Origin of the sequence: Vibrio sp. 1CM24A (genome assembly GCF_023161725.1) — a bacterium.
Taxonomy (GTDB): Bacteria; Pseudomonadota; Gammaproteobacteria; order Enterobacterales; family Vibrionaceae; genus Vibrio; species Vibrio coralliirubri.
This window is the reverse complement of the sequence record NZ_JALNTS010000001.1, coordinates 174,795-188,801: the sequence shown is the minus strand read 5'-3', so window position 1 is coordinate 188,801 and position 14,007 is coordinate 174,795. Positions and strand designations below refer to the sequence as shown.

General features: G+C 44.5%; 12 protein-coding genes. 6 read left to right on the top strand and 6 right to left on the bottom strand.

The genetic code is table 11. The features are described from left to right. Window positions 1-5: 5 nt before the first annotated feature. From MSG38_RS00770 to MSG38_RS00755, 4 genes are all read left to right on the top strand, one after another. Window positions 6-596, top strand: a complete 591-nt coding sequence (locus MSG38_RS00770; protein WP_050654287.1) for a TetR/AcrR family transcriptional regulator — start codon at window positions 6-8, stop codon at window positions 594-596. 143 nt (window positions 597-739) lie between these two features. Then, window positions 740-1,762 (top strand): NADP-dependent oxidoreductase, encoded by a 1,023-nt coding sequence (locus MSG38_RS00765; RefSeq protein WP_248400749.1) that lies wholly within the window; start codon window positions 740-742, stop codon window positions 1,760-1,762. Window positions 1,763-1,806: 44 nt separating this feature from the next. Beyond that, complete coding sequence (locus tag MSG38_RS00760; protein WP_048606327.1) at window positions 1,807-2,427, top strand: glutathione S-transferase; 621 nt, start codon at window positions 1,807-1,809, stop codon at window positions 2,425-2,427. A gap of 150 nt (window positions 2,428-2,577) precedes the next feature. Continuing rightward, complete coding sequence (locus tag MSG38_RS00755; RefSeq protein WP_248400748.1) at window positions 2,578-4,254, top strand: RluA family pseudouridine synthase; 1,677 nt, start codon at window positions 2,578-2,580, stop codon at window positions 4,252-4,254. 79 nt (window positions 4,255-4,333) lie between these two features. On the opposite strand, the gene MSG38_RS00750 is transcribed toward MSG38_RS00755, so the two are convergent. After that, window positions 4,334-4,714 carry a DoxX family protein gene (locus MSG38_RS00750; protein WP_048613424.1) on the bottom strand — a complete coding sequence of 127 codons (381 nt, stop codon included), beginning with the start codon at window positions 4,712-4,714 and terminating at the stop codon, window positions 4,334-4,336. Between the two features lie 117 nt (window positions 4,715-4,831). Between MSG38_RS00750 and MSG38_RS00745 the strand changes: the two genes are divergently transcribed. After that, entirely contained in the window at window positions 4,832-5,728 is an 897-nt protein-coding gene (locus tag MSG38_RS00745; protein ID WP_248400747.1) for a LysR family transcriptional regulator, read from the top strand. A gap of 51 nt (window positions 5,729-5,779) precedes the next feature. Here the strand turns inward: MSG38_RS00745 and MSG38_RS00740 are convergent, their stop codons facing one another. From MSG38_RS00740 to MSG38_RS00730, 3 genes are all read right to left on the bottom strand, one after another. Then, window positions 5,780-6,073 carry a YkgJ family cysteine cluster protein gene (locus MSG38_RS00740; RefSeq protein WP_081090056.1) on the bottom strand — a complete coding sequence of 98 codons (294 nt, stop codon included), beginning with the start codon at window positions 6,071-6,073 and terminating at the stop codon, window positions 5,780-5,782. A 175-nt stretch (window positions 6,074-6,248) separates the two neighbouring features. Beyond that, complete coding sequence (locus MSG38_RS00735; RefSeq protein ID WP_048606313.1) at window positions 6,249-7,433, bottom strand: D-alanyl-D-alanine carboxypeptidase family protein; 1,185 nt, start codon at window positions 7,431-7,433, stop codon at window positions 6,249-6,251. Window positions 7,434-7,611: 178 nt separating this feature from the next. After that, the gene (locus tag MSG38_RS00730) at window positions 7,612-8,199 is read right to left on the bottom strand and encodes a DUF4136 domain-containing protein (RefSeq protein ID WP_248400746.1); all 588 of its coding nucleotides are present in this window, start codon (window positions 8,197-8,199) and stop codon (window positions 7,612-7,614) included. A 268-nt stretch (window positions 8,200-8,467) separates the two neighbouring features. Here MSG38_RS00730 and MSG38_RS00725 point away from each other — a divergent pair, with 268 nt between their 5' ends. Beyond that, a complete protein-coding gene (locus MSG38_RS00725) occupies window positions 8,468-8,722 on the top strand; it encodes a YgjV family protein (protein ID WP_017068159.1) in 255 nt (84 codons plus the stop codon). A gap of 135 nt (window positions 8,723-8,857) precedes the next feature. On the opposite strand, the gene MSG38_RS00720 is transcribed toward MSG38_RS00725, so the two are convergent. Both MSG38_RS00720 and MSG38_RS00715 read right to left on the bottom strand, forming a co-directional pair. Further along, window positions 8,858-10,321 (bottom strand): sensor domain-containing diguanylate cyclase, encoded by a 1,464-nt coding sequence (locus MSG38_RS00720; protein ID WP_248400745.1) that lies wholly within the window; start codon window positions 10,319-10,321, stop codon window positions 8,858-8,860. 295 nt (window positions 10,322-10,616) lie between these two features. After that, window positions 10,617-13,784 carry a glycosyl hydrolase family 18 protein gene (locus tag MSG38_RS00715; protein WP_248400744.1) on the bottom strand — a complete coding sequence of 1,056 codons (3,168 nt, stop codon included), beginning with the start codon at window positions 13,782-13,784 and terminating at the stop codon, window positions 10,617-10,619. Window positions 13,785-14,007: the final 223 nt, after the last annotated feature.

Genomic DNA, 14,007 nt, shown 5'->3' with positions numbered 1-14,007 from the left:
CGCCCATGAACGAAAAAACGAATGACACACGCCTGCATGTTTTAGATGTTGGCTATCAACTAATAGTAAACAACGGCTTTAACGGCGTTGGCCTATCGCAATTGCTTAAAGAAGCGGACGTGCCGAAAGGGTCGTTTTACCACTACTTTAAATCTAAAGAGCAATTTGGCGAGGCGTTAATTCAGCACTATTTTGAAAACTACATCACTAAGATTGAAGCAATTTTAGTACACGGTGAAGGTAATCATTATCAGCGAATCTTGAGCTATTTCTCGCTATGGGCGAAGACCGAAAACGGCACCTGTAATGCTCATAAATGCTTGGTTGTTAAACTCAGTGCGGAAGTTTCTGATCTTTCTGATCCTATGCGCCAAGCGCTATTAAAGGGTGCAGAAAAAGTGACGAATACCATCGAACAGTGCATTGTCGGCGGTATCGAAGATGGATCTATAAAGGTTGAAGACAGCCAAGAAGCCGCTCAGAACCTATACTCAATGTGGTTAGGCGCGAGCTTATTGAGCAAGCTGAGCCAAAGTTCTCATAGCTTACAGTCGGCTTTGAGCCTTACCGAACGCATTTTAAAAGGTGAAAGCTAGTAACGCGCAGCGCGCTTTATTGGCTTTAACTTAAAAGAAATCACCCGCCCTCTTATCAATTTGATGACGGCGGGATTTTTAGATAGCAAGACTAGACGACTGGTCTAATTCTAAATATATAAAACATAAATTAAGGATATCCAATGACTCAACAAGACAATCGCCGCATCGTATTGGCTTCTCGCCCAGTTGGCGCACCGACTCAAGACAACTTCCGTTTAGAGACAGTAGCTGCGCCAAGCATCAAAGACGGCGAGATGTTACTTCGCTCAGTTTACCTTTCTCTAGACCCATACATGCGTGGTCGTATGAGCGATGCTAAATCTTACGCAGACCCTGTTGCAATTGATGAAGTGATGGTAGGAGCAACCGTATGTCAGGTTGAAGAATCAAACCACACTGATTACGAAGTTGGCGAATGGGTACTGGCTTACACAGGTTGGCAAGATCTTGGTGTGTCTAACGGTGAAGGCCTAATCAAACTAGGTAAAGAACCAACACACCCTTCTTACGCGCTTGGCATCATGGGTATGCCTGGTTTTACCGCTTACATGGGCTTGCTTGATATCGGCCAACCTAAAGAAGGTGACACGCTAGTCGTTGCAGCAGCAACAGGTGCTGTAGGCGCAACCGTTGGACAAATCGGCAAACTAAAAGGCTGTCGTGTTATCGGCGTTGCAGGCGGTCAAGAGAAGTGCCAATACGCAAAAGAGGTTCTTGGCTTTGATGAATGTATCGACCACAAAGCTGACGACTTCGCGGAGCAATTGGCTAAAGCGTGTGACAACGGCATCGACGTTTACTTTGAAAACGTTGGTGGCAAAGTATTCGATGCAGTAATGCCTCTGCTTAACACAGGTGCTCGTATTCCTGTGTGTGGCCTTATCTCTCAATACAATGCGACTTCACTGCCTGAAGGACCAGATCGTATGTCTAGCCTGATGGGTATGCTGTTGGTTAAACGAATTAAGATGCAAGGTTTCATCATCTTTGATGACTACGCACACCGCTACAACGAGTTTGCTGTTCAAATGACAGAATGGCTATCTCAAGGCAAGATGCACTATCGTGAGCACCTGGTTGAAGGTCTAGAGAATGCGCCACAAGCATTCATGGGCCTATTGGAAGGTCAGAACTTCGGTAAGCTTGTTATCAAAACGAACTAAGTTAAATAAATTCAATAAACTGAACCCGTTAACTAGGTAGAATCATGATTACTTTGCATCACCTGAACAAGTCGCGCTCAAAGCGCATCATCTGGCTATTGGAAGAGCTTGGGGTAGATTACCAAATCAAACCCTACCAACGAGACAGTGTCACTTTTCTTGCACCACCAGAACTCAAATCCATTCACCCATTGGGTAAATCTCCTGTCATTGAAGACGATGGCGTCGTGATCACTGAATCTGGTGCTATCACGGAATACCTAATCGACAAATACGGTCAGGGTAAGTTCGCACCTACACGCGGCACCGCAGACTACGTCGAGTATTCGCAATGGCTTCACTTCGCTGAGAGTTCAGGTATTTTACCAATGTTGCTTAAGATCTTTGTGATGAAAGACGGCTGTGAAACTAACTTCCTAGGCGGTTATGCAGACGATGAAAACCAAAAGATCTTAACTTACGTGAATGATGCACTTGAAGGTAAAACCTACTTGGTTGCAGACACACTAACAGGTGCAGATTTTATGATGTCTTTCATCGTAGAAATCGTTGGGAACTTTGGTGCAACTGCGCTCTACCCAAACATCGCTAAATACGGTGAACTTTTAACAAGCCACCCTGCTTACAAAAAAGCTGAGCAAGTAGAGCTAGAACACTCGAACTGATCGAGTTTCACTCAAACACGTGCTTGCTAGGGTAAACACAAGAAACTAAATGAAGCCAAAGCCGATTTATCTTCTGCTTTGGCTTCTCATTTGTCTTCATTTCGACAACAATACCGAACTCTAACTGAACAGCCATAGAGTTTGATTTTAATGCCAGCAAACCTCGCTCAATACACACCTCTGCACCTAACAAACACGAATGTCGATTTAGAGCTACCGACACGCTTTACGTTCCCGTATTACTATACGCCGCACCCTGTGTGTGAACTCGCTATGTTGCAGCTTCAACAGTCACTTATCGACGGTGGTGTGAATGAAACCTCGCAAGGTAATCTCTACGCTGTGCTTCTTGTGCAGAATCCAACAACACAAGAGTTAGGCTACCTTTCTGCGTTTTCAGGCTTGCAGTTAGATCCGGCTTTGGTCTCTCAGTTAAACAACATTCACTTTGTTCCACCAGCCTTCGATTCAGAAAAGTTTCAATCTCAGAACAGTGCGAACCTTGCTCGACAGTTGCAACTCGCGGACGACATTGAAAAGCTGCAACAGTCGCACAATCTAGACGCATTATTGGCCGAGCTTGAAGGGTTAAAAGTCGAATCAGCACAAGCTATCGAAGCCTTTCAGTTAGCAATGGCCGCGAACAAAGCCCAACGTAGCGAACTCAGAGAGCAAGCAAACCAAGAAAAAGCATTAGGGAATCTAGAGTCAGCGGCAAACTTGCTCAAACAACTGGGTAATCAAAGTAGCCAAGAGAAACGTGACCTAAAAGCACTTCGTATTGAGTGGAAACAGAAGATCGCAGAGCGCCAATCACACGTTGATTTGATTGAAAGCGAACTGAAAAACCGTAAGCAAGATCACCAAGCAATATCAGAACAGTTGGAAACTCAACGCCTCTCTCACTATCGCTTTATCAATCAAGCCAAGCAATCTAAGAGTTTACTGGAGTTGCTCGATGGTAAAGACGCACTTGAAGGCTCTGGTGACTGCTGCCTACCTAAGCTGCTTAACTTCGCCTTTGAACACGGGTTTAAGCCGCTAGCATTATCTGAGTTTTGGTGGGGATTACCGCCTACAGATATCATTCGACAACACGGAAACCTCTACCCGGTTTGTCAGAGTAAAAGCTTTGAGATCCTCGACCACCAGCTGAGTGGTATTGAACTAGAAGATAACCCACTTATCGTGAACCCTGCTGTAGGCAAGTCTTTTGATATTGTTTATGAAGACGACGAGATCGTGGTCGTCAATAAGCCTGAAGAGTTCTTGTCGGTTCCCGGTAAGTTCATTGAAGATTCTGTTTATACTCGCATAAAAGCGCGTTACCCAGATGCGACCGGCCCTTTGATTATTCATAGATTGGATATGTCGACGTCAGGTTTGTTGATCTTGGCGCTCACGGCAGAGTCAAACAAGCACATTCAGAAGCAGTTCATTGATAGAACCGTAGAGAAGCGCTACACCGCTTTGTTAGATGGTGAGATAACGGGCGAATCTGGCGATATCAGCCTTCCTTTACGCGGCGACATCACAGACCGACCAAGACAACTGGTTTGTCACCAACACGGCCGAAATGCAGAAACCTACTGGCAGGCGGTGAGCACTAATAATGGCAAAACCAAGGTTCACTTGTACCCTAAAACAGGGCGAACCCACCAGCTGCGAGTGCACTGTGCTTCTCCATTAGGGCTTGGCGTGCCTATTCGTGGTGACGACTTATACGGATACAAACGCGAGCGCTTACACCTGCACGCTGGCTACTTAAAGTTGATTCACCCGACAACCGGTGAATGGATTGAGTTTGAAGTGCCTTCTGAGTTCTAAACCGTTTCCATTTGGTAGGGCTTCGTGCCCTACTCTTATTTCCTTTGCCCCCATTGCTATCGCTACATGTCGAATACACTTAGTACGATGCAATGACCAAGAAACCAGAACCCAACAGAGTCACCATAGCGGGAATACCATCCTTCCACGTATCGAATCTCAAATGAAAGTAAATCGCCCCTAGTGAAGTACTCGCTAATATCAAACCTCCCATCAGTTGCGTATGTTCAGGTGCTAAACCAACCAAAGCACAGAGCAACAATACGGCTCCCGAAAACTCAACCATGCCAACTAGAAACATGATCACTCGGTTTAATCCATAGCTTTTAAAAAAACTAAGTTGGATTTCAAACACTTTACTCTGCCAAGCAAGTGTCTTAATTGAGCTTGCCAATAAAAAGAACACCACCAGTAATACACTCACCACTGAAATCATATTGTCACCTTTCTTAAGAGTTATTAACGTCAATGGGATTATTTAATCATTCATAAATCGAACGATAAATGCTAATTTTATGATAGTTAAGATTCCAATTTGGAATGATTGAGTTTAGATAGCAGACATAAGGCAAGTAGAATGGATAAAATTGAGTGTATTCGTATCTTCGTGGAAACTGCACAGCTGAACAGTTTTACTGCTACTGCCAATAAACTCGACATGACACAAAGTGCCGTCAGTAAAAAGATTGCGTGGTTAGAAAGTGATTTAGGAATGACGTTGTTTCAGCGAAACAGTCGCAAAATATCCCTAACCCATGCAGGTAAAGACTACCTCACTTATTGTGTCCGCTTCCTAGAAGAAATGTCCGCAATAGAAAGTCAGCTCAAGCGAGAAACCGAGTCTGTAGAAGGTGAATTGAAAATATCCGCTCCTAGTGCCTTTTCAACCATGTTACTCAGTGAACCGCTTCAAGCATTCATTGAACAACACCCGGGGATACGGATTAATCTCAGTGTTGACGACCGTATCGTTAATCTCAATGAACACAATATTGATGTCGCCATCCGCGCATCACAGCTGAAAGACTCAGGCCTAAAAGCGCGCTTGCTGTTTAATAACAAAGTTCACTACTTCGCATCACCCGCATACCTAGAGAAACACGGAGCACCGCAACAGCCACAACAACTGAGCAAACACCACTGCTTAACCTACTCACTGATGACGCCTACGAATGAGTGGCGTTTTACCGACAAGAGCCACAAAGCCAGCAGTATCAGAGTAAATCAAATATTCACTTCAGACAGCCCAGAAATGCTGCTTAAGATGTCTCGTCAAGGTTTAGGTATTGTTGCTTTGCCGAATTGGATGGGTAAGGAATTTGTTGAGAAAGGGGAATTAACACGGTTATTGGCAGATTGGAGTAACGACCAGCTACCAATGTACGCGGTGTATCATGCGAGCGACTATTTGCCCCAAAGAATCCGAGTGTTTATCGATTTTCTTGCGGATTATTTGAGTTCAAGAAATAGTTAAAGCTCTAAGAACAGCTAGAGCTCAACTGAGATCGATAGCTAAAATAAATTCTTAGCCCATTACATCCTTGCGCTGATCAACGCATTCATAAGAGCCCATTTCGAACTCACGACAAATCCATGGTCGGTTTTCGTAGATAGTACACATCAGTGTTTCTCTATCTACCGCAGAGCACCAACCGTCATCTAAGCGCTTCATGGTTTCACCGCCCCATTCATCATAAGCGATGTGCTCTTCAGGTACGCCCGTATCTGTGATGATCATAACTTCTAAACGACAACAGCATGCCTGACAATTGGCACAGGTTACTTCGGGTTCGGTTACGTTCTTTATCTCTATCGTCATAAGTGACTACACTGCTAAATTTTGCGTATAGTAATCGAAACAGCCCGCTACGGCTAATAAAGATAGTGCGGCGCGGGGTTTTCATTGATGTAGAAATAACAATGGGCGCTGTGATTCACTCACAACGCCCATAATATTTCGACTTTTCAGCGCGGCTTATCGCCACAAGCTCTGTCTAGAATAGGCTCGCGAAGAACAGCTTAACGTAGTCCATTAAACGTTTGAACAAACCGCCCTGTTCAACCGCTTCAAGCGCGATCAAAGGCTGAGTTTGAACATCTTCACCATCAACAGTGTAATGAACCACACCTAGAGTTTGACCTTCTGCAATTGGCGCTTTCAGTTCAGAGTTAAGCTCGATAGATGCAGTCAGCTTTTTACTGTCCGACTTAGGCAACGTGATGAACGTATCTTCTGCAACACCTAGTTTTAATGTGTCTTGTTCACCAAACCATACCTTCTCTTCAGCTACTTGATCGCCGCCTTTGTGCGGGTTTAGTGTATCGAAGAAACGGAAACCGTAGCTCAACAGCTGTTTGCTGTCTGATTCACGGCTCTTAACGCTTGATGCGCCCATCACAACCGCGATAAGTCTCATCTCACCTTGTGTCGCTGAACTCGCCAAACTGTAGCCAGCACCAGAGGTGTAACCCGTTTTCATGCCATCAACGGTTAAGCTTCTATCACGCAACAAGCCATTACGGTTATGCTGTGTGATTCCGTTGTAACTGAAAGAGCGCTCGCTGTATAAGCCATACACATCCGGTAAATCACGAATAATGGCACGACCGAGTAACGCGATATCATAAGGAGTCGAATAGAGATCGTCAGCATCTAGACCATGTGCATTGGCAAAATGGGTATTTTCTAGCTTCAGAGAGGTCGCCCAAGAGTTCATCAGGTCAACGAATGCATCTTGTGAGCCTGCAACATGCTCTGCAATCGCAACACTAGCATCATTACCGGATTGAATAATCAAACCACGATAAAGGTCCATCATTGCTACATCGGTATTTACTTCGATGAACATTTTTGAAGAGTCTGGGAAGTTCTTCGCCCACGCATTTTCGCTGATTCGTACCTGATCATCAGCAGAGATGTTGCCTCGCTTCATCTCTTGACCTGCCACATAGCTGGTCATCAGTTTGGTCAAGCTCGCTGGGTTTAACTTCGTGTGTGCGTTTTTTTCTACCAGCACATCACCAGAATTAAAATCAATTAACACATACCCTTTTGCGCCTAGGCTAGGTGGGCTTGGTACTATAGAAGGTGCTGCGATAGCTGCATTACTTACCATCGCGGCGTTACTTACAATGAATATACTTAATAGAGGGAGAGAGTATTTGGAAAACAGTTTCATTGAATCAAACCTAAGTTAACGTTTTGAGCAGTATAGACAAATGCTAGCAAAAGAAGCGCGAACTTTACGTTGCTTTACGTATTTGTACCATTCGTTACAAATAAAAAAGTATAATCTGCGATCTGACCATATTTTCAACAACTAATATTTACTCCACGAATGCATTCAACGCCTAATGCTATCGCTCAGGAATGCGTCTAAATAACATTTCAACAAAGCCGGTAATGCGCTGTTTGCTCTCGCTTGGATCTAAATCAGGTTGGATGCCAGATTGTGCTAATGCTTGCCATTGTACGACCTCTGAGTTAGGTACGAAAAACGCAATGTACAACGATCCTTTCTCCGCGACTTTACCTTCACCATCGTAAAATGGCACACCAGTAGATAGCTTAATCGCATCGAAGATAGACTCATCGTTCAGTTCCGATTCTTCCGCTAATCCAAAGCCTACAACAACATCGCCGACACCATTCTGCTTTAACTGGTAACCTTTACTTGAGAGTTGTTCTTGAATCGAGTCCCGCACTAAGTCGGTCACCACGGTTTCATCATATTTTTGAGAAAGGTAAACCTTTTCTGACTCAGGGTGCCAGGAGTACGTCATCACGCCGTGTTTCATGAAATCAAAGTCACCGCTAGTGACCACACCATAATTGTGTGTGGGTGGTATTTCTTGCGAAGTGCATGCAATCACCCCAATAGCCATCAAAGCCAACAGTACTACTTTTTTTATGCTTTTTGTTGCACAAATGGATCGTTTTATCATTCGAGGCTTCCTTACCTATATAAGAATAACTATCAATTCAACCTCCAACATAAATAGTAATTATGTTAATAGAAAGGTCATTAAACGTTTGCGTAATCGCTAACCTTCACTTCTGTCCGTTTTGGGGGTTTAATCACAAAAACAGAGTTGGTATAGTTCACCCCGTTAAACAAAACCAGACCATTCGAGGCACGGAGCTTCCTCAATCATCTCATGAAGAGAAGAATTGGTACCGACAAAGTATCGGCAAATTTAAGAGGGTCAAACAATGGAATTCAATATGGTTGAAATTTTAGGTTACGCTGCGTCTATTATGGTCGCAATTTCATTAACAATGAAAGATATCGTTCGTCTGCGTGTCCTTAACTTTATTGGCTGTGCACTCTTCACAGCATACGGCATCATGATTGACGCATGGCCAGTTGCAGCCACCAACGGCTTTATCGCTTGTGTAAACATCTACTTCCTTGCAAAAATGCAAAAGGAAAAAAAAACGGAAGCGATGAAAGCAGCGAAAGCTTAAATTAGCGATTAGCCTTTCAAATAATTCTGAAAAAGCCCAAATAGAGCGATCTATTTGGGCTTTTTTGTGTTTGTCGTTCTCAAGAGCTCGATTTGTGTGAACAAAACTTTTCAATTCAATGAGGCTTTCAACCGATCACATGTAAGCAACGTGATATTCGTTCTCTCGATACGCTTGAGTGTTGTTACGTCCGCTTTCTTTTGCTTGATAAAGCGCTTTGTCGGCTTTATCGATAGCGGTTTCAATGTCAGTCAGTGCTTGAGCATGGCAACAACCAGCGCTGATTGTTACTGGCGACACTAAGCCTTGAAGTTGCTCAACACATAGCCGTAACGCCTCTGATAATTCGAATAACTCATGTTCATCACAATCAAACGTCACCAAAATAAACTCTTCACCGCCATAGCGTGCAATCAAACGACGACGGTTAACAAATCTCTTAAGTGACTTTGCGACCGCACAGATAACTCGATCGCCTTGAGCGTGACCATATTGATCGTTGACCCGTTTGAAATGGTCAATATCAAGCAAGATGACGCCGACATTCGTTATCGGATAAGGTGAATTCTGAGTAATTTTCAGTTTTAGCTGCTCGATAAAACTCCGTCGACTAGGAAGCCCAGTAAGGTAATCTAGGCTTGCCACATCCAAGATTTTGAGATGACGATGCCGCAGGTAAAGAACCAACACGACAATAATGCTCAACAAACTTACAACCAAAGCCATCAAACTAATAAACAACAGGCTATGGTTTCGATTAAGCTCTTGCTCTAAGATACCTGCAGAAATGACCCAATTAAGATAAGGGTAAAACTTATAGAAGATTTTTTTGTTGGTCGTGCCACTATCACTGGAAATCGAGTAACTGAATTGACCTTCTGGTTTGGTGGCGATTCGATCAATAAGCAGTTCAGACGAGTAGCCTATTAAGGATTTCAATGATTTATGTTCATAATCCGGATGAAGCACTAAGTTACCTTGCAGATCGACAATGTATACATATCCGCTATCACCAAACGCGTACTTTCTAAGTTTGTTTTTTAAACCTTCAAGATCGACCAAATACATCAGTTCTTCTTTATAGGTCGTCGCAACCAAAGTGTTGCCACTCGGGAGCCTCATCGAATAAGCGACTTTGGCTCTACGGCTTATTTCATGAGGATTAGCGTGAAAGTACTCGATCATGCCAGAGTCAATAGTGAGCTGTTTTTGGATATGAGTAAGATGTCCGCGCTTCTGACCTTGCAAGAATGGATGATAAAGGTGGACGCCTTGGGGTGACATCAAATAGATATAACCCGATTGTCCAATATGCAATTCACGGGCAATTTGGCTTACCTGTTCAACTTCTTGTTCTGGCGTGGTATGCCATACATGAGACGCAACGGTATCCGTAATTCCTTTAAGATATGTCTTTATCGCCTCATTCACTGTGGTGTCGACAATATCGTAACTCGCGTTCACAATCGTACGAAAAAACAGTTGGTTAGATTCCAACAATGACCTTTCAGTTCGATTAAATTGAAAGGCAGAAAGAATCATCGACACGACGGCGAGCGCAATTGAAAAATTAAGAATGTATTTACGTCTGACTTTCAAGATTACCCCGTAGATTTATAATTTCAGGTAACGCTGTGACTTCTCTTATATACAGACTGTTTTATATCATGTTTTTATTTTTTACTGAACGAGTGTCGATATTTTCAAGGGTTTCTATACGCAATCTGTGACTTATGACAAAAACGCCGAACTGGATTCAGTTCGGCGTTTTAATTTTACGTTTAAATTGATGACTTAATTTATACTAACATCCTGATAAATAGACCTAAAAGCATTCGCATTTATTACCTATTACTACGCTCTATTGTCTATAAAGAGATTACTTAGCATTAAATTAAGAACAAACTTGAGTCCAGCTACCGTCGCTACCCGGTTCAGAACTTGTCCACCAGTTTGCTTGATAAACACTACCGTTATGAACCACTTGGTCGCCTGTGTTTGCGTGGCTTGGGTTACCCGCCCAATCTTTCTGAGGTAAGTCTGGGTAAACCGCTAAACCTGCTGTATCACATGTACCTGGGTTGGTGCCACCATCGCCAGGGTTACCGCCACCTGAACTGATATCACCTAATGGTAGATCTGGCTGCTCAAAGCTAAACGCGTAATCAACGCCACCGACATTCACCGCGTAGTTAGCAGGGCCAGAAATTGGCAAGTAATACACCATGTCTAGCTCATACACACCACCAGCTGGAAGCTCTTCCCATGTAGGTAAAGTAAATGCCACTCGGTGCATGGTTCCATCTAACCCACCGATGTTATCCGCACGAGTATGACCTGAAGCAATCACGGTCAAACCACCACCCGATTGATCTTTCGCGTTATCAGGCGCAGACACAGGAATATCGAATTGGAACTCAGTTCCACCCGGAAGAGCTTGCCCTGTGTTGTTCGTGAACGTGATCTTAGGGTTGATTGGGTAGTTTTGGTCACCGACTTTGAAGCCACCAACCGATACCGCGATATCTAGCGCTTCTGTTGGGATAGCACCCGTCGCTACCTTGTTTCCGTATGGAGTCGCAGACTTAAACTTATCGTAGATAGCTTTAGTCATGGTGTTACCCATGTGGAACTCACCGTTACCACTATTACACGCTTGCTCAGTCGTATCGATAGAGGTTCGGTTGCCATTCGCATCGAGTACATAACAGTTATAATCCCCTGCTAGTTCCCAGAACATGATGCCGCCAATCTCTTTGTCGATAACGTAGTCCGCTTTCACGTCGATAGACTGTTTATCTTCTGTTGAAAGGAATACGCCCTTCTCTGCGTTCCACAACCAAGGCGCAACCGCCACGCTGTCGTAGTTTCTCGTGTAAGTGCCCGTTAGAACATCTGAAGGATCATTCACTGGATCAAGCTTGTAAGCGTCAGCATAAGAACCCCAAATACCTTTCTCTAGGTTCTTCGCGTGCCACATTGGGTTAGAACCCGCGCCCATTTCGTTACCTTTTGGATCGGTATCGTGCCACATGTTGTCGATACCAATAGCGCCATGGCCACAGTTATTCTTCTCACCTTCACCTGTACCTGCTGAACATTCAGATTGGTTTGGCAGTGCTGCTCGGCCCCAAAGACCATTCTCACCACCCGTTACGCCTTGCCAACCACGCGTGTAGTAAGGCACACCGATGTTAATACGGCCTGCTGGCATAGAACCACGGAAGTAATGGTAAGCCCAATCCGTGTTCAGATAACCAATACCACCGTAAGCCGCAGTACCGTATACGTTCCACTGCGCTAGCTCTGAATCTTTACCTGTATCAAACAAGGCTGCGTTATGACCAACATGATCGTTCCACGCACCGTGAAGGTCGTAAGACATGATGTTCACGTAATCGAGGTACTTGGTTACATCGAATGTTTCCATACCGCGTAACAGGTAACCAGAAGAAGGCGCCGCGATCGTTAACATGTAGTGATTGCCATCTTGCGCAGAGGCTGCATCAAGCTTCTCACGTAGCACTTTCATCAACACTTGGTACGAAGCCCATAGGTATTGACGACGCGGCTCCATGAAGTCTTTGTCGTATGGATTACCGGCACCTGCCATTGAGGTTGGGTATTCGTAATCGATATCCAGACCATCGAACTGGTATTTACGCAACATTTCAACCGCGGAAGTGGCGAATGTTTCGATACCTTGATGATTGATAGAGCCATCGGCATTGGTTGTCATTGTGTAAAAACCACCATCAGCCACTCGACTGCCGTCAGTCGCGAAGTGACCACCGGTTTCTGCCCAACCACCGATTGAGATTAGCGTTTTCACGCCATGTTTTTTCTTCGCTGTCGCTAATGCACCAAAGTGACCTTTGAAGCCTAATGCAGGATCAACTTCCACACCCGGCCACTCTTTGCCAACCGCTGCGTTTTCAGGATCATTCACATCACCGACGTTTACTTTGCCATCTGAGCCGATGCTCACAAAAGCGTAGTTAATGTGTGTGAGTTGTTCCCAAGGGATGTCATTTACTAAGTAAGCCGCTTGTGGGTCATCCCCTGCACGCCAACTTGTGAAGTAACCAATAACACGACGTGGGTGATCCGCGCCCATTTTCTCACGACCTTCATCATCGTAAATCGTACAGTAAGGAACATCGACACCTTGAGTTTGATATAAGCCATCAGGGCGACATGTGCTCACTGTTGGAGCGCCATTCACAGTCAACGATGCCAACGCAGAATCTGCAGTCGCACCTTGGTCGTCTGTTGCTTTTGCGTAAACCGCTAAAGAACCCGCTTGAGTCGTTGTGTAATCTAACGTGTAAGGGCTCGTTGCTGCTGTACCCACAAGAGCACCCGCTACGTAGAAATCAACCTTATCAACCGTGCCATCGCTATCTGCTGCCGTTGCTGTCAGTGTGACTACACCACCAACATCAACAGATGTCACTGAAAGTGCAACTGAAACTGTCGGCGCTTCATTCCCTGGTTGTGCTGAATCAACAGAGACAGAAACCGCACTTGCAACACTTGCTGCGCCTTCATTATCCGTTGCAACAACAGAAACCTGATGATTACCCGACGTTGCAGCCCAAGTCGCTTCGAAAGGTGCCGCTGTGACTAACGCAACAGATGCGCCATCAACAAAGAACTCAACCGAAGCCACACTGCCATCAGAATCTAATGCTGTTGCACTCAATACAACATTATCGCCTTCAGTGATCACGTCAGAAGCAGAGGGTGCCGTTAATGAAGCTGTTGGCACTTCATTCGGCGTACCGCCACCTCCGTCGCCGCTACACACATCGACTTTCTTCCATTGTGCGTAGTCGCCTTCAAATTGGCTTGGGTTGTTATTTTGATTCCAGTAATTTGCCGTATAAGCACTGCCGTCATGTGAAACCTGATCACCACCTGTGTATACAGTGGCAGAGTCCCACGTTTCTAACGTTGAGCAATCCACAGCCGCATAGCTGTTGAACGCCATTAAGCATGACGCGGTGAGCGTACTGAGTGTAAAAACCTTCTTGGCCACTCTTCCTTGATTTAGGTGCATGTTAGCTATCCCTTAAGTTGTTGTTTCAAGATGTTTAATTTAAATGGGACTTTCCTCGCCACTTAAATCTCTTCGCAAAACAACTGTAGGTAACAGCGCCAATTTAACACCTAAAATATTCAGTATTTATAAAATGACTCGCATTAATTTGTTTATAGCATGCAATGAGTCGACACTTATTTTGCACCAACAACTAATATTAATTTATTTCGGAAAGCTAAAA

What these genes read in the sequence shown, in the direction of transcription:
- MSG38_RS00765 (WP_248400749.1), top strand. Translation starts at nt 740, where the DNA reads ATGACTCAACAAGACAATCGCCGCATCGTATTGGCTTCTCGCCCAGTT.
- MSG38_RS00755 (WP_248400748.1), top strand. Translation starts at nt 2,578, where the DNA reads ATGCCAGCAAACCTCGCTCAATACACACCTCTGCACCTAACAAACACG.
- MSG38_RS00745 (WP_248400747.1), top strand. Translation starts at nt 4,832, where the DNA reads ATGGATAAAATTGAGTGTATTCGTATCTTCGTGGAAACTGCACAGCTG.
- MSG38_RS00730 (WP_248400746.1), bottom strand. Translation starts at nt 8,199, where the DNA reads ATGATAAAACGATCCATTTGTGCAACAAAAAGCATAAAAAAAGTAGTA.
- MSG38_RS00725 (WP_017068159.1), top strand. Translation starts at nt 8,468, where the DNA reads ATGGAATTCAATATGGTTGAAATTTTAGGTTACGCTGCGTCTATTATG.
- MSG38_RS00760 (WP_048606327.1), top strand. Translation starts at nt 1,807, where the DNA reads ATGATTACTTTGCATCACCTGAACAAGTCGCGCTCAAAGCGCATCATC.
- MSG38_RS00770 (WP_050654287.1), top strand. Translation starts at nt 6, where the DNA reads ATGAACGAAAAAACGAATGACACACGCCTGCATGTTTTAGATGTTGGC.
- MSG38_RS00740 (WP_081090056.1), bottom strand. Translation starts at nt 6,073, where the DNA reads ATGACGATAGAGATAAAGAACGTAACCGAACCCGAAGTAACCTGTGCC.
- MSG38_RS00715 (WP_248400744.1), bottom strand. Translation starts at nt 13,784, where the DNA reads ATGCACCTAAATCAAGGAAGAGTGGCCAAGAAGGTTTTTACACTCAGT.
- MSG38_RS00735 (WP_048606313.1), bottom strand. Translation starts at nt 7,433, where the DNA reads ATGAAACTGTTTTCCAAATACTCTCTCCCTCTATTAAGTATATTCATT.